Raw genomic sequence first — 20,456 nt, 5'->3', positions numbered from 1 at the left:
CGAGGCGCGAACCAAGCGCCTGCGGAACAATGGCCGCTTCCTTTTCCTTGTTCAATCCGCCTCCCGGAAGGACCGCTCCCTCATGCCTCGTTCATCCCGCGCGTTTCGTCTCGCCCCTCTCGTTCTGGCCGCGCTGTGCGCCATGCCCGTCGTCCACGCCCAGAGCCAGGCTGTCGCGCCCACGCCGGCGCAGGTCAGCCCCGCGGTCGACCAGGCCTACACCCAGCTCATGGCTTCGCCCGCGATCCGCAAGCTGCTGGAATCGGTCAAGGCCGACCACGAACGCACGGTCGAAGAACTGAAGACGCTGACCGAGATCGAGGCGCCGCCCTTCAAGGAACAGAAGCGCGCCGAAGCCTTCCTGGCACGCCTGAAAGCCCTCGGCCTGCCCGACGCGAAGATCGACGCCGAAGGCAACGTGATCGGCCTGCGCAAGGGCACGGGCCACGGCCCCAAGCTGCTGATCTCGGCGCACCTCGATACGGTCTTTCCCGCCGGCACCGACGTCAAGGTGAAGGAGCGCGACGGCAAGCTCTTCGCGCCCGGCATCGGCGACGACACGCGGGGCCTGTCGGTGCTGCTGTCATGGCTCAAGGTGCTCAACGACAACAAGATCCAGACCGTGGGCGACCTGATGATCGTCGCCAACGTCGGCGAGGAAGAGCTGGGCAACCTGCGCGGCATGAAGGCCATCTTCCGCGACCACCTGGACATCGACGGCATGGTGGGCCTGGAGCCCTCGCCCGACGGCCACGTGCTGGTGCTCGGCACCGCGAGCCATCGCTACGAAGTCACCTTCAAGGGCCCGGGCGGCCACAGCTTCGGCGCCTTCGGCCAGGTGCCCAGCGCGATCCACGGCATGGGCCGTGCCATCGCCAAGATCGCCGACGTGCGCACGCCGAGCTTCCCCAAGACCACCTTCACCGTCGGCACCGTGGGCGGCGGCACCTCGGTGAACACCATCGCGCCCGATGCGCGCATGGCCATCGACATCCGCTCGGACGACATGGCCTCGCTGCTCGAGACCGAGAAGAAGATCCTCGCCACACTCGACGAGGCCGTGGCGGAAGAGAACAAGCGCTGGAACGTGAGCAGCCTGAGCGTGAGCACCAAGCTGATCGGCGACCGCCCGGGTGGCCGCACGCCGCCCGACTCGGTGATCGTCGAAGCCGCCACGCGCGCCAACAGTGCTTTTGGCCACAAGACGCTGCTGCGCGGCGGCAGCACGGATGCGAACGTTCCCATTTCGCTGGGCATCCCGGCCATCATCATCGGCGGCGGCGGCAAGTCGGGCGGATTTCACTCGCTGGCCGAGTCGATTGACGTGACAGATGCATGGAAAGGCGCGCAGAATTCGCTCGTCACCGTGCTCGGCCTGGTCGGTGTGCAGGGCATCAGCCCCGCGCTCCTGCCGAAACGCGCGGCACGCAGCAAGTAATTTGTCACGTTGCCAGTTCGAAAGTGGCGCGGCCACTTTCGGCGAGCGGGTCGCCACATTGGAAAATGTGAGCGTTTCTGTCACACAACAAGGAATGGTCATGGGTTTGCTCGATTCGGTACTCGGTCAGGTGCTTGGAGGCGCTGCACAACAGCAGCAACCGCAAGGCGGTGGCCTCGGGGGATTGGGAGATCTCGGAAGCCTCGCCGGCGCCCTGGGCGGCCTGCTTGCCAATAACGGCGGGCAGGGCGGCCTCGGCGGCATGGTCTCGAAATTCGAGCAGGCAGGCATGGGCGACGTGATCGGCTCGTGGATCGGCAACGGTGAAAACAAGCCGGTGTCGGGCGATCAGCTGCAGAACGCGCTGGGCGGCGACACGATCGCTGCCATCGCTTCCAAACTCGGCATCAACGCACAAATGTTGCTGCCGATGCTGGCCACCATGCTGCCGGCCCTCATCAACCAGCTCACGCCGCAGGGCAAGGTGCCCGAGCAAGGCCTCGGCAACCATGAAGACCTGCTGGGCTCGCTCAGCGGCCTGCTGCAAGGCAACAAGCCGACCTGACCTGCCACCCGGCGAATTTCATTCTCAGAATTCCGGCGCCCGCGAGGGCGCTTTTTTTTTGGCCGGCGCCTTGCCTTCGTCGCCCAATCGCGTAGAACCGCGCCCCATGAATCGCAATCTGTGGCTCCTGGCCATCTGCCAGGGCCTGCTCCTGACCAACAACGTCACCTTCATCGCCATCAACGGTCTCGTGGGCCTGGGCATCGCGCCGCAGGGCTGGATGGCGACGCTGCCTGTGATGGGCTATGTGGTGGGCGGCGCGCTGAGCACGGGGCTGGTGGCACGCACGCAGCAGCGCTTCGGCCGCCGCGGCTCGTTCCAGATCGGGCTGGCGGTGGCGGTCGGCTCGGCGCTGCTGTGCGCCTACGCGGCGTCCTCCAAGAACTTCTGGCTGCTGTGCTTCGCCACCGTGGTCGCGGGTTACTACAACGCCAACGCCGGGCTCTACCGTTTCGCGGCAGCCGAACTGGCGCTGCCGGCCTGGCGCGAGAAGGCCGTGTCGATGGTGATGGCCGGCGGCCTGATCGGCGCGGTGGCGGGGCCGAACCTGGCGACCTTCACGCGCGACGCCCTCTCCGTGCCCTTCGCCGGCGCCTACATCGCGCTGGCGGCGGTGGCGCTGCTCTCGATGGCGGTGATGCGCTTCATCGAATTCCCGCCGTCACCGACCCGCAAGGAAGCGGCCGGCGGCCGGTCGCTGGGCGAGATCATGCGCCAGCCCGTGTTCATCGTGTCGGCCGCCGCGGGCGCCCTGAGCTACGGCGTGATGAACCTGCTGATGGCTGCCACGCCGATCGCGATGCAGATCTGCAGCCTGCCGTTTTCCGATGCGGCGCTGGTGCTCGAATGGCACGTGATCGGCATGTTCGCGCCGGGCTTCTTCACCGGCCACCTGATCCGCCGCTTCGGCACGCTGCCGGTGATGGGGGTGGGGCTGGCGCTGAACCTCGGCTGCATCGTGGTGGCACTGTCGGGCGTGGCGCTGCACCACTTCCTGGTGGCGCTGTTCCTGCTGGGCGTGGGCTGGAATTTCCTGTTCACCGGCAGCACGACGCTCTCGCTCACGGCCTACACGGCCGAGGAGCGCGACCGCGCCCAGGGCGCGCTCAACTTCTGCGTGTTCGCGACGCTGGCGCTGACCTCGTTCGCCTCGGGCGTGCTGGTGACCACACAGGGCTGGCAGCTGTTGAATTACGGCTCGCTGGTGCCGGTGGCGCTGACCGGCGCCGCGCTGCTCTGGCTCGCGCAGACGCAACGCCGGCGCACGCCGGTGGCCAAGGCCTGAGCCTCAGGCCACGCGCGCCGAAACAGCCGCCGCCGGAAACCGCCGGTCGAGCCAGCGCTGCAGCGTGTCGAACACGGGCTCCGCATCGAGCTCGTTGAACAGCTCGTGGTACAGCGTGTCGAAGCACTTCGCCTCGACCTTGCCGCTGGGCGCAGCGGCCGCCGCGAAGGCACGGCTGGCAGCCGGCCGCACGAGCCGGTCGTCGCCCGCGTAGATCAGCAGCGTGGGCACCGGCCAGCGCGCCGCGTGCTGCTGCACCGTGGCACCTTCGTACGCGAGAAAGCGCGCCAGCCGGCTGCCGATGCGGTCGTGCGTGAGCGGATCGTCGCGGTAGGCCTGCACCACCACCGGGTCGTGCGAGAGGTACTTGTCGTCGAGCCCGTTGCCCACGCGCAGGTTGGGCGCGATGCGCGGCAGCACGGCCAGCAGCATCTTCTGGAACCCGTTCAGCCCCGGGTCGAGCCCCGGCGACGACAGCACCAGCGCATCGACCGGCCGCACGCCGCGCGCCACCAGGCTCGCGGCGACCAGGCCGCCCAGGCTGTGGCCGAGCAGCACCAGCGGCACGCCGGGGTTCTCGCGGCGCGCGTCGTCGATCACCAGGGCCAGATCGTCGACCAGCCGCAGCTCGCTGGGCAGGCCGCCGCGCGCACCGGTGGACTCGCCGTGCCCGTGGTGGTCGTGCGCCCAGACCGCGAAGCCCCAGGCATGCAGCTGCTTGGCGAGGCCGTGATAGCGCCCCGCATGCTCGCCCAGCCCGTGCACCACGACCACGACGGCGCGGGGCCTGCCGGCGGCGGGCAGCCGCCGCAGCGCCAGCGTCTCGCCGTCCGGCGTGGACAGCGACACGCGGTGCGGCAGGGGCAGCGCGTCGTTCATTGGTGCACCCTTGGCGCTGCGCGCCTTCCCGCCAGGCGGGAGCGCGCTTGCTTGGGGCGGCCCGGCGCGGCGCTCAAGCCGCCACCGGCTCCGCAGCCGCAGCGCGGTGCGCCACCGGCAGGGCGGCGATGACCTCGGCCACGGCGGCCGTCAGCTTCTTGGCATAGGGCACGTGCAGGAACTCGTTGGGACCGTGTGCGTTGCTCTTCGGGCCCAGCACGCCGCAGACCATCATCTGCGCCGTCGGGAAGCCGGCGCTCAGCATGTTCATCAGCGGGATCGTGCCGCCCTGGCCGATGTAGCCGCACGACGCGCCGAAGTGCGCGCGCGAGGCCTTGTTGAGCGCGTCCTCGAACCACGGCGTGATGGTGGGGGCGTTCCAGCCGGTGGCGCCGCCACCGCTTTCGAAGGTCACCCGCGCCTGGTAGGGCGCGTTGTCTTCGAGCAGGGCCTTGAGCTTTTGCACCGTCTCGGCCGCATCGACCAGCGGCGGCAGGCGCAGCGAGAGCTTGAAGGCGGTGTAGGGGCGCAGCACGTTGCCCGCATCCTTCAGGGCCGGAAAGCCTTCGGCGCCGGTGACCGACAGCGTGGGCTTCCAGGTGCGGTTGAGCAGCGCCTCGACCGGGTCGGTGGTGGTCGGCAGCGCGAACATGGTCGAGCCTCCGCAGTCGTAGTGCGCCCACGGAAAGCGCTTGTAGACCTCGTCGCCGAGGATGGCCGCGGTGGCCTTGGCCTGTGCCAGCCGGTCGGCCGGCACTTCGCAATGGAAGCTCGCGGGCAGCAGGCGGCCGGTGGCGCTGTCTTCGAGGCGGTCGAGCACCTGCCGCATGATGCGGAAGCTCGAGGGCACGAGGCCCGAGGCGTCGCCCGAGTGGATGCCTTCGGTCAGCACCTCGACCTTGAGCGTGCCGCTGGCCATGCCGCGCAGCGAGGTCGTGAGCCACAGCTGGTCGTAGTTGCCGGCGCCCGAATCCAGGCAGATCACCAGCTCGACCTCGCCCAGGCGCGGACGCAGCGCGTCGACATAGGGCAGCAGGTCGTAGGAGCCGCTTTCCTCGCAGGTCTCGATGAGGCCGACGATGCGCGGGTGCGCCACGCCCTGGGCCTTGAGCGCCTGCAGCGCGGCCACGCTGGCGTACACGGCGTAGCCGTCGTCTGCGCCGCCGCGGCCGTAGAGCAGGCCGCTCTCGTACTTGGGCGTCCACGGGCCGAGGTCGTTGCGCCAGCCGGTGAATTCGGGTTGCTTGTCGAGGTGGCCGTACATCAGCACGGTCTCGGCCATGTTGGTGCCGGTGGCCGGCACTTCGAAGAACAGCACCGGCGTGCGGCCCTCGAGGCGCACGATTTCCAGCTTCAGGCCCTCGACCTTCTGCGCCTCGACCCAGGCCGCGGCGTTGCGCAGCACGGTCTCCAGGTAGCCGTTGGCCGACCAGTCCTTGTCGAAGCCGGGCGACTTGGCGGGAATGGCGATGTAGTCGGTGAGTTGCTTGACGATGTCGCCGTCCCACTGGGCGGTGACATCAGAGAGGGCGCGCGTCGCGTCGAGCGTGCCGGCGGGCATTTCACGGTGCAGGGGGGCGTTCATCGGGGGGTTCTCCGCGGGGACGAAAAAACGCATTTTGCGCCTCGCGGCGAGCGCGCGTAGAGTGCGGGCGATCTCAAAACCCGGAGCGCAATGTGAGCAAGGCAACATCGACGCGGATCAAGGCAGGGATAGGCGGCTGGACCTTCGAGCCCTGGCGCGACAACTTCTACCCCAAGGGCCTCGCTCACGCGAAGGAGTTGAACTACGCCAGCCGGCAAGTGAGCGCCATCGAGATCAACGGCACCTACTACAGCACCTTCAAGCCCGAGACCTTCCGCAAGTGGCACGACGACACGCCGGACGACTTCATGTTCTCGATGAAGGCCTCGCGCTTCACGACCAACCGCAAGGTGCTGGCGAGCGCAGGCGAGTCGATCCAGCGCTTCATCGACAGCGGCGTGGCCGAGCTGGGCGACAAGCTCGGGCCGATCGTCTGGCAGTTCATGCCGACCAAGCAGTTCGACCCCGAAGACTTCGAGGCATTTCTGGAATTGCTGCCCAAGAAGGAGGGCAGCCGCGTGCTGCGCCACGTGATGGACGTGCGCCACGAGAGCTTCATCACGCCCGCCTACAAGGCGCTCGCGAAGAAACACAAGGTGTCGACCGTGTTCACCGACGCCGACAAGTTTCCGTCCTTCGAGGAGCCCGAAGGCGACGTTGCCTATGCGCGGCTCATGATGGCCGACGCCAAGCTCAAGACCGGCTACGGGCCGAAGGCGCTCGACACCTGGGCCGAGCGCGCACAGGGCTGGGCCGCTGCACCGAAGGCGCGCGACGTGTTCGTGTACTTCATCAACGGCGCCAAAGAAAAGGCACCGGCCGCGGCCGGTGCCTTGCTGGAGCGCCTGGGATGGAAGCCGCCGGCCGCCTGAGGGCGGCCTGCATGGGCTGGCTTACGACGCCTTGGCGCCGAAGCTGATTTCGCCCGACAGCTGGCCGCCTTCTTCGATCACGATCTTGCCGTAGCGGATCTTGCCGGTGACCTTGCCGGTCGAGTGAATGACGAGCTTTTCGCGCACGGTGAGGTTGCCGTCGAACACGCCGCGGATCTCGGCGATGTCGATTTCGGCCGAGCCCTTGAACTCGCCCTGTTCGGCGATCTGCATCAGGCGCGAGTCCATGGTCGCTTCGACCAGGCCTTCGACCACGAGCGTGTCGCAATCGGTGATCTCGACGCCCTTGAGCTTGATGTTCGGGCCGACGGTGAGCTTGCTGCCGCCTTCCTTGACGGCGGGAGCGGCGGCCACCGGGGCCAGGCCGGCCTGCGCGGTCAACGAGGAGGGATTGACGGGAGTGCCCGAGAGATTGGTGCCCGAACCGACCAGCGGTGCGGGACGGGACGTCAGCGAGTCGGTGTCACGATCGCGCTTGCCGAAAAAGGGGGACTGTGTGGCCAAAGGGGAGCTCCTCAAGAAAGGGGACTATCGTAAGAAGGCGCTCGCGGCATGCGGCACTTCATTGCGCAAGAAGCGTAACTGAATAAGTCGCCTGGCCCCCTGACAATGCCCGCATGACCCGCCTGATCCGCCCGAACATCGAAGCCCTGTCCACGCCCGCTGCCACCGACTCGCGGTTCGACAAGCCGGCGAGTGGTTGGCGCCGCAAGCTGTTCACCGTGATCTTCGAGGCCGACACGCCCGCCGGCCTGTGGTTCGACCTGACGCTGATCGCGGTGATCGTGATGAGCGTGCTGGTCGTCATCCTGGACAGCGTGCAGTCGATCCGCGACCAGTGGCGCCCACTGTTCAATGCCCTCGAATGGGTGTTCACGATCCTCTTCACGCTGGAGTACATCGCGCGGCTGTGCTGCGTGAACAAGCCGCTGCGCTACGCATTGAGCTTCTACGGCGTGATCGACCTGCTGGCGCTGCTGCCGACCTTTCTCGTGGCCTTCGCGCCGGAGCTGGCCTACCTGATCGATGTGCGCATCCTGCGGTTGTTGCGCGTGTTCCGCATCTTCAAGCTCTCGCGCTATTCGGTGGAGTACCGCGCGCTGGTGCAGGCCGTGGCGTCCAGCCGTCGCAAGATCACGGTGTTCGTGGGCTTCGTGATGCTCGTGGTGCTGGTGATGGGCACGCTGATGTACGTGGTCGAAGGCCCGACGCACGGCTTCACCAGCATTCCGGTGGCGATCTACTGGGCGATCTCCACCATGGCCACGGTCGGCTTCGGCGACCTCGTGCCCAAGACCGACCTGGGCCGCGCGATCGCCTCCGTGATGATGCTGCTGGGCTGGGGCGTGCTGGCCGTGCCCACCGGCATCGTGACGGCCGAGATGACGCGGCGCAGCGTCGACGACGATCTGGCGGAGCCGATCGCGCTCGCCTCGCGCGGCGTGCTCGCCCTGGCAACAGAGCCGACGCCAGGCAAGGCGCCGGCGAAGCGGCTCACGCCGTCGGCCAGACGACGCGCCCTTGCGCAGCATCGTCGAGTCGCGCGATGAAGGCATCGGCCTCCGGCGAGGGCAGCGCGAAGGCAAAGCGCACGTCGTCGCCGTGCTGCACGTCTTCCAGCACCGCGCCGATGGCGGCCAGCTCGCGCCGCACCAGCCCCTCGAGCGCATAGGGCACGGCGCACTGCAGCTGGCGCTGGCGCACGAGCGGCACCAGCGTGGCGCCGAGCAGGGCCTGGGCCACGGCGTCGGTGTAGGCCCGCACGAGCCCGCCGGCGCCGAGCTTCACGCCGCCGAAGTAGCGCACCACCGTGGCGAGCGCGCCTTCCACCTGCTGGTGGCGCAGCACCTCCAACATCGGGCGTCCGGCCGTGCCGCCGGGCTCGCCGTCGTCGTTCGCCGCCGACTGGCCGCCGGCCATCAAGGCCCAGCACACGTGTGCGGCGCCAGGGTGTTCGGCGCGCAGCGAGGCCACCACCGCCAGCGCGGCCGCGCGGTCGGGCACCGGTTGCACGCAGCCGATGAAGCGGCTTTTCTTGATGAGCAGTTCGCTGTGAACCGGCTGCGCGAGCGTGAAGCTCATTCCGACCCGATGTCCGTGCGGTGCGAGGGCGGCGTGCTCAGCCGCCCCGCTCGAACTTGAACACCGCCGTGCTGGCGCGCGCGTTGGGCAGCCAGCGCACGTCGCGCCCGTTCTGCAGGCCGAAGGCGTCGAGCACGCGCAGGTTGTTCTTGCCGGCCAGCACCTCGAAGTCCTTGTAGGTGCCGACGCGGATGTTGGGCGTGTCGTACCACTGGTAGGGCAGGCGGCGCGTCACGGGCATGCGCCCGCGCGCCACGCTCAGGCGGTTGGGCCAGTGCGCGAAGTTGGGAAAGGCCACGATGCCGAAGCGGCCCACGCGCGCGGTCTCGCGCAGCATGACCTCGGCATTGCGCAGATGCTGCAGCGTGTCGATCTGCAGCACGACGTCGAAGGTGGCGTCGTCGAACATCGCCAGGCCTTCGTCGAGGTTGAGCTGGATCACGTCGACGCCGCGGCGGATGCACTGCAGCACGTTGCCGTCCGCGATCTCCACGCCGTAGCCGGTGCAGCCGCGCTCGCGCTGCAGCAGGTCGAGCAGGGCGCCGTCGCCGCAGCCCAGGTCGAGCACGCGCGAGCCCTTCGGCACGAGCTCGGCGATCAGTCGTTGGTGTGCAAGGTCGCTCATTGGAATTCCTTGGCGACGCGTTCGAAGTACGAGCGCACCACGCCCATGTAGCGCACGTCGTCGAGCAGGAAGGCGTCGTGGCCGTGCGGCGCGTCGATCTCGGCGTAGCTCACGTTGCGGCGGTTGTCGAGCAGCGCCTTCACGATCTCGCGGCTGCGCGCGGGCGAGAAGCGCCAGTCGGTCTTGAAGCTCACGAGCAGGAACTTGGCCGTGGCCTGTGCCAGCGCGGTGCTGAGCTGGCCGCCGTGGTGGCGCGCGGGGTCGAAGTAGTCGAGCGCGCGGGTGATCAGCAGGTAGGTGTTGGCGTCGAAGTACTCGCTGAACTTGTCGCCCTGGTAGCGCAGGTAGCTTTCGATCTGGAACTCGACGTCCTGCGTGGAATAGCGGTAGTCGAGCCCCGCCACTTCGCCTTCGACGGCGCTGCGCAGGAGGCGCCCGAACTTGGCGTTCATCACATCGTCGCTCAGGTAGGTGATGTGGCCGATCATGCGGGCGATGCGCAGGCCGCGCTTGGGGATCACGCCGTATTCGTAGAAGTGGCCGCCGTGGAAGTCGGGGTCGGTCACGATGGCGCGGCGTGCCACCTCATTGAAGGCGATGTTCTCGGCCGTGAGGTTGGGCGCGCTGGCCACCACCACGGCATGCCGCACGCGATCGGGGTACTGCAGCGTCCACGACAGCGCCTGCATGCCGCCGAGGCTGCCGCCCATCACGGCCGCGAGCGTCTGGATGCCGAGCGCGTCGAGCAGCGCGGCCTGGGCGTCGACCCAGTCTTCGACCGTGACCACCGGGAAGTCGGCGCCGTAGACGCGGCCGTTGGCGGGGTTCACGTGCATCGGGCCGGTCGAGCCGAAGCAGGAGCCGAGGTTGTTGACGCCGATCACGAAGAAGCGGTCGGTGTCCAGCGGCTTGCCCGGGCCCACCATGTTGTCCCACCAACCCTCGGAGCGGGCCTGGCCCTCGTACACGCCCGCGACGTGGTGCGAAGCATTGAGCGCATGGCACACCAGCACCGCATTGCTGCGCTCGACGTTGAGGGTGCCGTAGGTTTCGTAGGCGAGCGTGTAGCCGCTGATCGAAGCGCCGCTGCGCAGGGCCAGCGGGCCTGCGAACTGCATCGACTGCGGAGTGACGACCAAAGGTGATGGCGACGACATGAATGAAAAAACCCGGCCTCGCCAAAAACGAGCCGGGTTCGGCAGCCGTCTTTAGCAGAATTTATAAAGCGCCCGCAAGCTGAAGCAAATCGGCGCAGGGCAAGTATAGCCCCGTGACTTTTTCCTGCTACCAGCCGACGATCATGATGACGCCCAGCACCAGGAAGATCGCCGCCGAGATGCCGTGCACCAGCTTGATCGGCACGCGCCGCACGATCTTGTCGCCCAGCCAGACGACCGGCGCATTGGCCAGCATCATGCCCAGCGTGGTGCCGACGACGACCCAGGCGTAGTCCTGCGTGAAGCGGGCGGCGAGCATGACGGTGGCGATCTGGGTCTTGTCGCCCATCTCGGCCAGGAAGAAGGCGATCACGGTGGTGCCGAAGACGCCGAACTTCGAAACGCCCGGGGCGTCGTCTTCATCGAGCTTGTCGGGAATCAGCATCCAGACCGCCATGGCGATGAACGAGCCGCCCAGAATCCAGCGCAGCACCTCGGGGCCGAGCCAGCGCGTGATGTAGTTGCCGACCGCGCCGGCCAGCGCGTGGTTGATGACCGTGGCGACAAAAATGCCGAGCACGATCGGCCAGGGTTTCCTGAAACGCGCGGCCAGCAAAAGGGCCAGGAGTTGGGTCTTGTCGCCCATTTCGGCGAGCGCAACCACGCCCGTTGCAACGAGAAAAGCTTCCATGATGGATGTGGGGTTCCTTGGGCCGAAGGACGCAATTGACCGCACAACACCTTCGGCCATATTCCCGAAGTTGTGCGGTCAAAGGTCTCGCCAGGTGTGTTCACTGCACGCGCCATGTCCTCGTGGGGCAAGGACAAGTCTGTTGACGCGGGCCCTTCTCGTATGCGGAAGGCGGCTACTCCCCAATGACCCGCCAATTGTAGCCGCATCGTCAATTCCCCCGGCTCAAATAGGTAGGCGTGCGCTAACTTCTATTGCTTTCAAAAGGTGCTACCTCAAGACGCAAATTCCTGCTTGCTTTTTTGATATTTCACCCATAATGCACGAGCCTCCCTCTTGATTTTGGGCGGGAGCAATTCGGTGATCGGTCAGTTTCGCGCGGCTCGGCGGCTCTCGTTTGAGTGATGCTTTCGGGACTCCATCGCTTTTCTTGATGTGTTTATAGGAGTCCCTTGATGGGCAACAAACTCTACGTCGGCAACCTGCCTTACTCGGTGCGCGACGGTGATCTCGAACAGGCCTTTGGCCAGTTCGGCGCAGTGACCAGCGCCAAGGTCATGATGGAGCGCGACACGGGTCGCTCGAAGGGCTTCGGCTTTGTCGAGATGGGCAGTGACGCGGAAGCACAGGCCGCCATCAACGGCATGAACGGCCAGCCCCTGGGTGGTCGCAGCGTGGTCGTCAACGAGGCACGTCCCATGGAAGCACGTCCCCCCCGCAGTGGCGGCGGTGGCGGCTACGGCGGCGGTGGTGGTGGTTATGGCGGCGGTGGTGGCGGTGGCTACGGCGGCGGCGGTGGTGGCGGCTACGGTGGTGGCGGCGGTGGCCGTTCCGGCGGTGGCGGCGGCTACGGCGGCGGTGGTGGTCGTTCGGGTGGCGGCGGCGGTGGTGGCGATGGCGGTTTCCGCAGCCCCTACGGCGCAGGTCCCCGTGGCGGTGGCGGCGGTGGTCGCAGCGGCGGTGGCGGCGGCTACGGCGGCGGCGGCAACGGTGGTTACTGAACCCTGTTCACCTCTTCGCGTGCCCCGCGGCACACACACAGAAAAGGCTCCCTCGGGAGCCTTTTTCTTTGCCTGCGTTCGGTGCCGTGGCGTTCAGGCTTCGCCGCTGCGCTTCTTGCGCGCCCGCCCCTGCACCGCGCGGTCGAGCACGGCATTGGGCAGCAGGCGCATGACCTTGGCGACCACGCCCATCTGCCACGGAATCACGCGGTAGCTGGTGCCGGCCTCGATGGCGCGCAGCGCCTGGGCCGCAAAGTCTTCGGGCTGCATGAGGAAGGGCATGCCGTAGCGGTTGCCCTGCGTGAGCGGCGTGTCGATGTAGCCAGGGCAGAGCGTGACGACCTTCACCCCGCTGTTGTGCAGTTCCCCGCGCAGGCTCTCGCAGTACGCCACCACGCCGGCCTTGCTCGCGCAGTAGGCGCCGTGCCCCGGCAGCCCGCGGATGGCGGCGACGCTGCCGATGCCCACGAGCCGCCCGCTGCCGCGCTTCACCATGGCCTGCACGAAGGGATGGAAGGTGGCGGCCAGCCCCACGTTGTTGACGGCGAAGGTGCGCGCCAGCACGTCGAGGTCCGAACGCTCGGCCGTGTCGATGCCGATGCTGATGCCGGCGTTGGCGATCACCACGTCGGGCACGCCCTGGCGCGCCACGCAGTCGGCGCCGGCGGCCACGATGCTGTCGGTGTCGGCCACGTCGGCGCCGTAGACCTCGTAGCGGCCCGCGTCCAGCTGGCGGCCCGTCGCCCAGGTGTCGATCTCGCCCGTGCGCCGCGCAACCAGTGCCAGCCGGTAGCCCGCGTCGTAGAAAGACGCGGCCAGGGCCTGGCCGATGCCGCTGGAAGCGCCGGTGATGAAGACGAGCGGTGCGGCGGTGGTCATGCGTGGATCGTCTCCCGGGAACTTGTTCTTGTGTGGCAGCCGCTCAGCGCGGCTTGCCCGCCGCGGCCGACGGCACCAGCACACCGCGCACGCGGCCCGTGAGGTTGGCCACGCCGCTCAGGTTGTCGTAGTCGAGCGTATCGCCCGTGAACTGGTCGCTGCCGCGGATGAGCGTGACCGGCTTGTTCGACTGCACCTTCTCGGTGTCGAGGAACGCATGCAGGAACTCGCCACGGAACTCCAGCCGCGGCGTGGCCTTGCCGCTCGCGCTGACCGTCGGTTCGCGGATCACGATCGCATTGCCGAACAGCTGGATCTCGCTGCCGTCTGAATTCGACAGGCCCCGGTTCGCCGACGAGCGCGTCACCAGCCCCTCGGGCGACACCGAGCGCATGCGCACCTGGTCGACCTCGATGGTGTCGGTGTCCGGGTAGTGCCGTCCCTCGGTGCCGTGCAGCTCGCTGCGCAGGTCGCCGTTGGGCAGGAAGTTCTTGATGACGAAGTCCCGCATGAAGTAGTCGGGCTCGTGCGTGGGCGCCGCCTTGGCGGTGGGCTCCAGCAGCTTGGGCGCATTGCGCACCAGCCAGTAGGTGCCCAGCGCCACACCCGCCATCAGGATGATCGGCAGGTAGATGGTGGTGCGGTCGAGCACATCGCGCGTCAGGTTCCAGGCGCGTCGCAGCTGCGGGCTCATGGTCGGGGGCCCAAGGCAGCGTCGAGGAGCGGGCGGTACTGGCCGCAGGCCGTCAACAGCAGGTCGCAGAATTCGCGCGCCGCGCCTTCGCCGCCGCGCGCGGTGGTGACGTAGCGCGCCACGGCGCGCACCTCGGCGTGCGCGTTGGCCGGCGCCGCGGCGAAGCCGACGCGGGTCAGCACCGGCAGGTCGGGCCAGTCGTCGCCGATGGCGGCGGCCTGCGCCCAGGTGAAGCCGAGCTGCTTCAGCATGGCCTCGGCGGCGGGCAGCTTGTCCTCGGTGCCGTAGCGCACGTGCTCGATGCCCAGCGCCTCGAGCCGCACGCGCAGCGGCTTGGAGTCGCGCCCGGTGATCACGGCCGGCGTGATGCCGGCCTTGCGCAGCAGCTTGAGGCCGTAGCCGTCGAGGATGCTGAAGCGCTTGAGCGTCTCGCCGTGCTCGGTGAAGTACACGCCGCCATCGGTCAGCACGCCGTCGATGTCGAAGAAGACGATGCGCACATCTTGCGCGGCCAGCAGGGTCTCGGCCTGGAAATCAAGCGGCATCAGATGACCTTCGCGCGCATCAGGTCGTTGGTGTTCACCGCGCCGACGATCACCCCCGCGCCGTCGATCACGAACAGGCGGGTGATGCCGCATTGCTCCATGAGTTCGGCCGCCTCCACCGCCAGCGCGTCGACGCGGATGGTGCGCGGGTCGCGGTGCATGATGTCGGCCGCCTTGGGCGTGCGCAGGTCGGCGCCGGCCTCGATCAGGCGGCGCAGGTCGCCGTCGGTGAAGATGCCCAGCGCCCGGCCGTCGGGCTCGACCACCGCGGCGGCGCCGAAGCCCTTGATGCTCATCGCACGCATCAGCTCGCTGACGGTGGCCGCCGGCGGCACGCACGGCACTTCGTCGCCCGAGCGCATGACGTCGCTCACGTGGGTGAGCAGCTTGCGGCCCAGCGCGCCGCCGGGGTGCGAGCGCGCGAAATCCTCGGAGCCGAAACCGCGCGCGTCGAGCAGGGCCACGGCCAGTGCGTCGCCCATGGCGATCTGCGCGGTGGTGCTCGCGGTAGGCGCGAGGTTCAGCGGGCAGGCTTCCTTGGCGACGCCGGCATCGATCACGATGTCGGCATGGCGCGCCAGGGTGGAGTCGGGGCGGCCGGTCATGGCGATCAGGGGCACGCCCTGGCGCTTGACCACCGGCAGCAGCACGGTGAGTTCGTCGACCTCGCCGCTGTTGGAGATGGCCAGCACGAGGTCGACCGCCTTGATCATGCCAAGGTCGCCATGGCTGGCCTCGGCCGGGTGCACGAACATCGCGGGCGTGCCGGTGGAGGCGAGGGTGGCGGCGATCTTGCGGCCGACATGGCCGCTCTTGCCCATGCCCATCACGACCACGCGGCCGCGCACTTCGAGGATCTTGCGCACGGCCTCGACGAAACTCGGACCGACGCGGGCCTTCAGGCCGAGGACGGCTTCGGCTTCGATGTCGAATGTGACGCGTGCCCGGGCCAGGATGGCTTCGGGGTCGACCACGTGGGTCGGGGCGGGGCGGGAGCTCATCGCCGGATTTTACGAGGCGGGCGCGGTCGGCGATCACATGGCCCGGGGAAGCCCGGGGCACGGACATTGCTCTAGCATCGGCGCCTATGTCTTCGTTCGATCTCACGCTGTTGTATCTGTTGGCCGCGGTGATCGGCGTGGTGGCCTGCCGGTCGCTCAAGCTGCCGCCGATGCTCGGCTACCTGACGGCCGGCGTGCTCATCGGCCCGCATGCGCTGGCATTGGCGCAGAACTCCGAAGGCATCCGCCACCTGGGCGAATTCGGCGTGGTGTTCCTGATGTTCGTGATCGGGCTCGAGTTCAGCCTGCCCAAGCTGCGCGCCATGCGCAAGCACGTGTTCGGGCTGGGCATGGCGCAGGTGCTGCTGACCATGGCGCTGGCCACCGCCGGCGCGCTGCTGATCGCGACGCAGCTGCCGCCGGCCTGGCAGCTGGGGTGGCAGACCACGCTGGCGCTGTCGAGTGCGCTCACCATGAGCAGCACCGCCATCGTGGTCAAGCTGATGGCCGAGCGGCTCGAACTGGAGAGCGAGCACGGCAAGCGCGTGATGGGCGTGCTGCTCTTTCAAGATCTGGCCGTGGTCCCGCTGCTGGTGCTGATTCCCGCCCTGGGCGCGCCGCCCGAGGCGCTGGCCAAGGCGCTGGGTTTCGCGCTGGTGAAGGCCACCTTCCTCATCGGCGTGCTGCTGTACGGCGGGCCGCGCATCATGCGCTGGTGGCTCACGCTGGTGGCGCGGCGGCGCAGCGAGGAGCTGTTCATCCTGAACGTGCTGCTGATCACGCTGGGCCTGGCCTGGCTGACCGAGCTGGCCGGCCTGAGCCTGGCGCTGGGCGCCTTCATCGCCGGCATGCTGGTGTCGGAAACCGAATACAAGCACCAGGTCGAGACCGACATCCGCCCCTTCCACGACGTGCTGCTGGGGCTGTTCTTCATCACCGTCGGCATGTCGCTCGACTGGCACATCGTGGTCGAACGCTGGCTGCTGGTGGCCGTGCTGCTGCTGGTGCCGCTGCTGTTCAAGCTGGGGCTGGTGACGGTGCTGGCGCGGGTGCTGGGCGCCACCTCGGGCGTGTCGCTGCGCACCGGCCTGTACCTGGCGCAGGCCGGCGAGTTCGGTTTCGTGCTGCTGGCGCTCGCGCAGGACCGCAACCTGCTGCCGCCGTGGCTGGCCAACCCGGTGCTGGCGTCGATGGTGCTGTCGATGCTGGCCACGCCCTTCATCATCATGTACAGCAACGCCATCGTGCGCAAGCTGGTGGCCAGCGACTGGCTGCAGCAGTCGCTGCAGATGACAAGCATCGCGCGCAAGACCATCAACACCGCGCAGCACGTGATCATCTGCGGCTACGGGCGCTGCGGCCAGAACCTGGCGCGCATCCTGGAGCGCGAAGGCATCCCCTACATGGCGCTCGACCTCGACCCCGACCGCGTGCGCCAGGCCGCTGCGGCCGGCGATTCGGTGGTGTTCGGCGACGCGGCGCGGCTGCAGGCGCTGATGGCCGCGGGCCTGGCGCGCGCCAGCGCGGTGGTCGTCACCTACCTGGACGTGGGGGGCGCGATGAAGGTGCTGGCCAACACCCGCGCCCACGCGGCGCACGTGCCGGTGATCGTGCGGACGCAGGACGACCACGACCTCGAGAAGCTGCAAGCCGCCGGCGCGACCGAGGTGGTGCCCGAAGCCATCGAGGGTTCGCTGATGCTCGCCAGCCATGCGCTGGCGCTGGTCGGCGTGCCGATGCGGCGCGTGATCCGCGTGGTGCAGGACCAGCGCGACGCGCGCTACAACCTGCTGCGCGGCTACTTCCACGGCGCCGACGACGACAACGCCGACGAGATCGATCACGAGCGCCTGAACAGCTTCACGCTCACGCCGGGCGCACGCGCCATCGGCCAGACGCTGGGACGGATGGCGCTGCCGACGCTGGGCGTGCGCGTGGCCAACCTGCGCCGGCAGGACGGTCAGGCGCGCGTGCCGGACGACGACACGCTGCTGTCGGACGGCGACACGCTGGTGCTGTCGGGCAAACCCGCCGCGCTGGCGATTGCCATCGAGCGGCTGCAAAAGGGCTGAGGCGGCCGGCGCGGGCGCGCGCTCAGTTCAAGAGCGACGGGTTGCGCTTTTCTTCGTCGATGCGCTGCTGACGGCGCACCGCTTCGCACTGCGCGTGCGACTTGTATTCGGGCTTCACGCACTGGGCCGCCATGCATTGCGCCTTGGCGATGAAGTTGCGGTCGCCGCATTGGGCCTGCGGGTCGGCCGGTGGGGAGGGCGTCGCGGGCGCAGGGGCAGGCGCGGCAGCCACAGGCGCTGCGGCGGCTGGGGCCTGGGGCGCTGGTGCTGCAGGCGTCACCGGCTTGCGCGGCTTCGCGACGGGCGTCGGCTTGGGTGCGGCTTCCGTCGGCTCGGCGACCGCCTCCGCGGGGGGAGCTTCGGCCACGGGCGGCGCAGGCTCGGTCGCGACAGGCGGTGTTTCGACCACCGGTGGCGTCGCAGCGGGCGACGGCGCGGCGACAGGAGGCGGTGCCACGGCGGGTTCGGGCGCCTTGCTGCCGGTCCCGTAGCCCAGCCAGCCCGCGACGACCAGCAGCAGCGCGACCGCGAGCAGCCCCAGCCACAGCCCGATGCCGCGCGGGCGCAGCACCGGTTCGGGCGGCTTGATGCGCTTGACCTTGATCCGCGTCTTGGGCCGGTCGGCCCGCGGGGACGGAGGCAAGGACGATGCCGCGCCTGCGCGCCCCGGCGCCACGATCACGGTTCGTTCATCCGCCGGCGGCGGTGGGGGTGGCGGCTCGGGCATCCAGCCGTTGGACGCAGGCGACGACGCGCGCTTCGACTCGGCAGGGTCGAACAGCGGCGCAGGAATGGTCGGCGCGCGCAACTGGGCGGGCGCGGTGGTGGCCCATTCGCGGTCGGCAGGACTGGGCGCCGGAGGCGGCACGCGGTCGGCGGCCGACAGCCGGCCACCGCAGCTTCTGCAGAAATTGGCACCGTCGCGGTTGTCCGCGTCACAGACCGGGCAGATCAAGGCCATGGCTCACCAGCAATTCTCAGGATCGGAAACGAAGACTTGTTCTTGTTGTTGTGCGGCGGCTGGCAGCGCGCGGCAAGCTGGAAGGCTCAAGTGACGGCCACCCGCTTGGACCGGTGCGCCATGCGCTTGGCGATCACGGCGCCGAGCGCCATCGCGATGTCCAGCGCCATGTTGGGCTGACGGTTCGACATCTCGGAAAACCGCACGGCGGTGAGGCGCCACACGCGCCCCGCACCTGTCACCACGACATTCGCCGCATGCGGCTCGCGCGAAAAGAACGAGCCTTCGCCCACCACCGAGCCCGGCGACAGCACGGCCAGGCGCATCTGCTCCTTGCTGCTGACGCGGTGCACGCTGATGGCGCCGCTTTCGATGAAGAACACCGAGCGGTCGTGCGTGCCTTGGGAGATCAGCACGTCGCCGATGCTGGTTTCGATGGGCTGCAGATAACCCGCGAGCGTGTCCCACTGCGCGACGCTCAAGGTCAGCGCGAACGCATCGGCGCTCAGGTTCTCCGCGATGGCGCGGCTCAGGTTCTGGATGGACATGTTTTTCTCGACCCCCGCAAGTGATCCGAAGTATCCGCGAAGGCCCCGAGGTTCGGCTACAACTGTTTACGCTTTCGCCAGCGAAGCGCAGGCATGTGTCGCTATTTCCCGATACAGAAGCGCGAAAAGATGACACCCAGCAGGTCGTCCGCGCCGAACTCGCCGGTGATCTCGTTGAGCGCGTTCTGGGCCAGCCGCAGCTCCTCGGCCAGCAGGTCGAGCAGCTGGGCCTGAGCCGCCAGGTGGGCTGCCGCCAGCGCGAGGTGCGTCTCGACACGGGCCAGTGCCTGCACGTGGCGCGCGCGTGCCAGGTAGACGCCTTCGGGCACGGCCTGCCAGCCGGCCATCGCCAGCAACTGGTCGCGCAGCGCCTCGATGCCCGCGCCGGTCTTGGCGGACAACGCGATGCCTTCGGACGGCGGCGCGGCCGACGCCGCCGCGTCCTGCTTGTTCCACACATCGAGCACCGGCACGCTCGCCGGCAGCTTGCGCCGCAGGCCGGCCAGGATCTCGGCGTCGGCGGCGGCGTAGTCGGGCTGGCCAGCGCGCGTCAGGTCGTGCAGGAACAGCACGGCGTCGGCGCTTTCGATCTGGCCCCAGGCGCGCGCCACGCCGATCTGCTCGACCTCGTCCGTGCTGTCGCGCAGGCCGGCGGTGTCGGCCACATGCAGCGGCACGCCGTGGATCTGGATGGTCTGCGAGACCACGTCGCGCGTGGTGCCCGCGATGGCGCTCACGATGGCCAACTCGGCGCCGGCCAGCGCGTTGAGCAGCGAACTCTTGCCCGCATTGGGCTGGCCCGCGATCACCACCTTGATGCCTTCGCGCAGCAACGCCCCTTGCTTGGCGCGCTGTTGCACGGCCGCCAGTTGCGCCTGCAGCCGCTGCAGCTGGCCGGTCGCGTCGGCTTTCTGGAGGAAGTCGATCTCTTCCTCGGGGAAATCGAGCGTGGCCTCGACCAGCATGCGCAGATGGATCAGCGCGTCGCGCAGCGTGTGGATCTCGCGCGAGAACGCGCCCGACAGCGAGCGCCCGGCGCTGCGCGCGGCCGCCTCGGTGCTTGCGTCGATCAGGTCGGCGATGGCCTCGGCCTGCGCCAGGTCGATCTTGCCGTTGAGAAAGGCACGCTGGCTGAACTCGCCCGGCTCGGCCACGCGCAGGCCGGGCAGGCGCGGGCGGCCGGAGGCCGGATCGACTTCGGCCGCGGCCTCGAGGCAGCACGACAGCAGCAGCTGCAGCACGACCGGGCCGCCATGCGCCTGCAGCTCGAGCACGTCTTCGCCGGTGTAGGAATGCGGCGTCGGGAAGTGGATCGCCAGGCCGTGGTCGACCGGCTCGCCCTGCGCATCGCGAAAGGGCAGGTAGGTGGCTTCGCGCGGCTTGAGGGCGCGGGCGCACAGCGCCTGGACCAGCGGCGCCAGCCGGGCGCCCGACACGCGAACGATGCCGACCGCCCCGCGCCCCGGGGCGGTGGCGATGGCGACGATGGGATCGGTGGTGCGGGCGAGGGTCATGACAGCGCGATTCTTTCAGCAAAAAGCAAAGGGCCGCGGAT

Annotated in this window: 21 protein-coding genes and 1 riboswitch; of the genes, 7 read left to right on the top strand and 14 right to left on the bottom strand. The window is 68.7% G+C overall.

Going from position 1 to position 20,456, the window contains the following annotated elements:
• Positions 1–82: 82 nt before the first annotated feature.
• The 3 genes from AC3WQM_RS23095 (at position 83) to AC3WQM_RS23085 (ending at position 3,288) form a co-directional block, all read left to right on the top strand.
• Positions 83–1,438 carry a M20/M25/M40 family metallo-hydrolase gene (locus AC3WQM_RS23095; protein WP_492681997.1) on the top strand — a complete coding sequence of 452 codons (1,356 nt, stop codon included), beginning with the start codon at positions 83–85 and terminating at the stop codon, positions 1,436–1,438.
• Positions 1,439–1,538: 100 nt separating this feature from the next.
• A complete protein-coding gene (locus AC3WQM_RS23090) occupies positions 1,539–2,003 on the top strand; it encodes a YidB family protein (RefSeq protein ID WP_070063350.1) in 465 nt (154 codons plus the stop codon).
• 106 nt (positions 2,004–2,109) lie between these two features.
• A complete protein-coding gene (locus AC3WQM_RS23085) occupies positions 2,110–3,288 on the top strand; it encodes an MFS transporter (protein ID WP_492681995.1) in 1,179 nt (392 codons plus the stop codon).
• Positions 3,289–3,291: 3 nt separating this feature from the next.
• Here the strand turns inward: AC3WQM_RS23085 and AC3WQM_RS23080 are convergent, their stop codons facing one another.
• Both AC3WQM_RS23080 and AC3WQM_RS23075 read right to left on the bottom strand, forming a co-directional pair.
• Positions 3,292–4,167: an alpha/beta hydrolase gene (locus AC3WQM_RS23080; RefSeq protein WP_492681993.1), complete on the bottom strand. Its 876-nt coding sequence runs from the start codon at positions 4,165–4,167 to the stop codon at positions 3,292–3,294.
• Positions 4,168–4,240: 73 nt separating this feature from the next.
• The gene (locus AC3WQM_RS23075) at positions 4,241–5,752 is read right to left on the bottom strand and encodes a M20 family metallopeptidase (protein WP_492681991.1); all 1,512 of its coding nucleotides are present in this window, start codon (positions 5,750–5,752) and stop codon (positions 4,241–4,243) included.
• A gap of 92 nt (positions 5,753–5,844) precedes the next feature.
• Here AC3WQM_RS23075 and AC3WQM_RS23070 point away from each other — a divergent pair, with 92 nt between their 5' ends.
• A complete protein-coding gene (locus tag AC3WQM_RS23070; protein ID WP_492681989.1) occupies positions 5,845–6,624 on the top strand; it encodes a DUF72 domain-containing protein in 780 nt (259 codons plus the stop codon).
• Positions 6,625–6,645: 21 nt separating this feature from the next.
• Here the strand turns inward: AC3WQM_RS23070 and AC3WQM_RS23065 are convergent, their stop codons facing one another.
• The gene (locus tag AC3WQM_RS23065) at positions 6,646–7,149 is read right to left on the bottom strand and encodes a bactofilin family protein (RefSeq protein WP_099794230.1); all 504 of its coding nucleotides are present in this window, start codon (positions 7,147–7,149) and stop codon (positions 6,646–6,648) included.
• 113 nt (positions 7,150–7,262) lie between these two features.
• Between AC3WQM_RS23065 and AC3WQM_RS23060 the strand changes: the two genes are divergently transcribed.
• The gene (locus AC3WQM_RS23060; RefSeq protein WP_492681987.1) at positions 7,263–8,195 is read left to right on the top strand and encodes an ion transporter; all 933 of its coding nucleotides are present in this window, start codon (positions 7,263–7,265) and stop codon (positions 8,193–8,195) included.
• Here AC3WQM_RS23060 and AC3WQM_RS23055 read toward each other — a convergent pair.
• The 4 genes from AC3WQM_RS23055 to AC3WQM_RS23040 form a co-directional block, all read right to left on the bottom strand.
• A complete protein-coding gene (locus AC3WQM_RS23055; protein ID WP_492681985.1) occupies positions 8,140–8,727 on the bottom strand; it encodes an IMPACT family protein in 588 nt (195 codons plus the stop codon). The genes AC3WQM_RS23060 and AC3WQM_RS23055 overlap by 56 nt on opposite strands.
• A gap of 37 nt (positions 8,728–8,764) precedes the next feature.
• Positions 8,765–9,352 (bottom strand): methionine biosynthesis protein MetW, encoded by a 588-nt coding sequence (gene metW, locus AC3WQM_RS23050; RefSeq protein WP_062473606.1) that lies wholly within the window; start codon positions 9,350–9,352, stop codon positions 8,765–8,767.
• A complete protein-coding gene (gene metX / locus AC3WQM_RS23045; RefSeq protein WP_492681983.1) occupies positions 9,349–10,509 on the bottom strand; it encodes a homoserine O-succinyltransferase MetX in 1,161 nt (386 codons plus the stop codon). Before metX ends, metW begins: the two co-directional genes overlap by 4 nt.
• Positions 10,510–10,636: 127 nt before the next feature.
• Entirely contained in the window at positions 10,637–11,200 is a 564-nt protein-coding gene (locus tag AC3WQM_RS23040) for a TMEM165/GDT1 family protein (RefSeq protein ID WP_492681981.1), read from the bottom strand.
• Between the two features lie 9 nt (positions 11,201–11,209).
• Positions 11,210–11,401: riboswitch (yybP-ykoY riboswitch) on the bottom strand.
• Between the two features lie 254 nt (positions 11,402–11,655).
• Here AC3WQM_RS23040 and rbp point away from each other — a divergent pair.
• A complete protein-coding gene (rbp, locus tag AC3WQM_RS23035; protein WP_492681979.1) occupies positions 11,656–12,201 on the top strand; it encodes an RNA-binding regulator in 546 nt (181 codons plus the stop codon).
• A 93-nt stretch (positions 12,202–12,294) separates the two neighbouring features.
• On the opposite strand, the gene AC3WQM_RS23030 is transcribed toward rbp, so the two are convergent.
• Genes AC3WQM_RS23030 through AC3WQM_RS23015 form a run of 4 tightly spaced genes read right to left on the bottom strand, consistent with a single transcriptional unit; the run spans position 12,295 to position 15,320 of the window.
• Positions 12,295–13,080 carry an SDR family oxidoreductase gene (locus AC3WQM_RS23030; RefSeq protein ID WP_492681975.1) on the bottom strand — a complete coding sequence of 262 codons (786 nt, stop codon included), beginning with the start codon at positions 13,078–13,080 and terminating at the stop codon, positions 12,295–12,297.
• A gap of 43 nt (positions 13,081–13,123) precedes the next feature.
• Positions 13,124–13,774, bottom strand: coding sequence for an LPS export ABC transporter periplasmic protein LptC (gene lptC, locus AC3WQM_RS23025; RefSeq protein ID WP_180288610.1), 651 nt, complete (start codon positions 13,772–13,774; stop codon positions 13,124–13,126).
• Positions 13,771–14,319 carry a KdsC family phosphatase gene (locus AC3WQM_RS23020; protein WP_062473615.1) on the bottom strand — a complete coding sequence of 183 codons (549 nt, stop codon included), beginning with the start codon at positions 14,317–14,319 and terminating at the stop codon, positions 13,771–13,773. The genes lptC and AC3WQM_RS23020 overlap by 4 nt, the downstream gene beginning before the upstream one ends.
• Entirely contained in the window at positions 14,319–15,320 is a 1,002-nt protein-coding gene (locus AC3WQM_RS23015; RefSeq protein WP_492681973.1) for a KpsF/GutQ family sugar-phosphate isomerase, read from the bottom strand. The genes AC3WQM_RS23020 and AC3WQM_RS23015 overlap by 1 nt, the downstream gene beginning before the upstream one ends.
• A gap of 86 nt (positions 15,321–15,406) precedes the next feature.
• On the opposite strand from AC3WQM_RS23015, the gene AC3WQM_RS23010 reads away from it, so the two are divergent.
• A complete protein-coding gene (locus AC3WQM_RS23010; protein ID WP_489060457.1) occupies positions 15,407–17,392 on the top strand; it encodes a monovalent cation:proton antiporter family protein in 1,986 nt (661 codons plus the stop codon).
• Between the two features lie 22 nt (positions 17,393–17,414).
• On the opposite strand, the gene AC3WQM_RS23005 is transcribed toward AC3WQM_RS23010, so the two are convergent.
• The 3 genes from AC3WQM_RS23005 to mnmE form a co-directional block, all read right to left on the bottom strand.
• Complete coding sequence (locus tag AC3WQM_RS23005) at positions 17,415–18,353, bottom strand: zinc ribbon domain-containing protein (RefSeq protein WP_492681971.1); 939 nt, start codon at positions 18,351–18,353, stop codon at positions 17,415–17,417.
• A gap of 86 nt (positions 18,354–18,439) precedes the next feature.
• Positions 18,440–18,901, bottom strand: a complete 462-nt coding sequence (locus tag AC3WQM_RS23000; protein WP_489060455.1) for a Crp/Fnr family transcriptional regulator — start codon at positions 18,899–18,901, stop codon at positions 18,440–18,442.
• A gap of 101 nt (positions 18,902–19,002) precedes the next feature.
• A complete protein-coding gene (gene mnmE, locus AC3WQM_RS22995; RefSeq protein ID WP_492681969.1) occupies positions 19,003–20,415 on the bottom strand; it encodes a tRNA uridine-5-carboxymethylaminomethyl(34) synthesis GTPase MnmE in 1,413 nt (470 codons plus the stop codon).
• Positions 20,416–20,456: the final 41 nt, after the last annotated feature.

This window comes from Variovorax sp. FW301-JW7 (assembly GCF_058788795.1).
Note: the sequence above shows the minus strand (reverse complement) of the source record. Positions and strands in the feature narration are given on the sequence as shown.

Bases quoted from the DNA above. Each gene is read 5' to 3' on its own strand.
- AC3WQM_RS23090 (WP_070063350.1), top strand. From the start codon at position 1,539: ATGGGTTTGCTCGATTCGGTACTCGGTCAGGTGCTTGGAGGCGCTGCA.
- metW (WP_062473606.1), bottom strand. From the start codon at position 9,352: ATGAGCGACCTTGCACACCAACGACTGATCGCCGAGCTCGTGCCGAAG.
- AC3WQM_RS23055 (WP_492681985.1), bottom strand. From the start codon at position 8,727: ATGAGCTTCACGCTCGCGCAGCCGGTTCACAGCGAACTGCTCATCAAG.
- AC3WQM_RS23075 (WP_492681991.1), bottom strand. From the start codon at position 5,752: ATGAACGCCCCCCTGCACCGTGAAATGCCCGCCGGCACGCTCGACGCG.
- AC3WQM_RS23020 (WP_062473615.1), bottom strand. From the start codon at position 14,319: ATGCCGCTTGATTTCCAGGCCGAGACCCTGCTGGCCGCGCAAGATGTG.
- AC3WQM_RS23095 (WP_492681997.1), top strand. From the start codon at position 83: ATGCCTCGTTCATCCCGCGCGTTTCGTCTCGCCCCTCTCGTTCTGGCC.
- AC3WQM_RS23080 (WP_492681993.1), bottom strand. From the start codon at position 4,167: ATGAACGACGCGCTGCCCCTGCCGCACCGCGTGTCGCTGTCCACGCCG.
- rbp (WP_492681979.1), top strand. From the start codon at position 11,656: ATGGGCAACAAACTCTACGTCGGCAACCTGCCTTACTCGGTGCGCGAC.
- AC3WQM_RS23000 (WP_489060455.1), bottom strand. From the start codon at position 18,901: ATGTCCATCCAGAACCTGAGCCGCGCCATCGCGGAGAACCTGAGCGCC.
- AC3WQM_RS23085 (WP_492681995.1), top strand. From the start codon at position 2,110: ATGAATCGCAATCTGTGGCTCCTGGCCATCTGCCAGGGCCTGCTCCTG.
- mnmE (WP_492681969.1), bottom strand. From the start codon at position 20,415: ATGACCCTCGCCCGCACCACCGATCCCATCGTCGCCATCGCCACCGCC.
- AC3WQM_RS23030 (WP_492681975.1), bottom strand. From the start codon at position 13,080: ATGACCACCGCCGCACCGCTCGTCTTCATCACCGGCGCTTCCAGCGGC.
- AC3WQM_RS23040 (WP_492681981.1), bottom strand. From the start codon at position 11,200: ATGGAAGCTTTTCTCGTTGCAACGGGCGTGGTTGCGCTCGCCGAAATG.
- AC3WQM_RS23015 (WP_492681973.1), bottom strand. From the start codon at position 15,320: ATGAGCTCCCGCCCCGCCCCGACCCACGTGGTCGACCCCGAAGCCATC.
- AC3WQM_RS23060 (WP_492681987.1), top strand. From the start codon at position 7,263: ATGACCCGCCTGATCCGCCCGAACATCGAAGCCCTGTCCACGCCCGCT.
- AC3WQM_RS23005 (WP_492681971.1), bottom strand. From the start codon at position 18,353: ATGGCCTTGATCTGCCCGGTCTGTGACGCGGACAACCGCGACGGTGCC.
- AC3WQM_RS23010 (WP_489060457.1), top strand. From the start codon at position 15,407: ATGTCTTCGTTCGATCTCACGCTGTTGTATCTGTTGGCCGCGGTGATC.
- metX (WP_492681983.1), bottom strand. From the start codon at position 10,509: ATGTCGTCGCCATCACCTTTGGTCGTCACTCCGCAGTCGATGCAGTTC.
- lptC (WP_180288610.1), bottom strand. From the start codon at position 13,774: ATGAGCCCGCAGCTGCGACGCGCCTGGAACCTGACGCGCGATGTGCTC.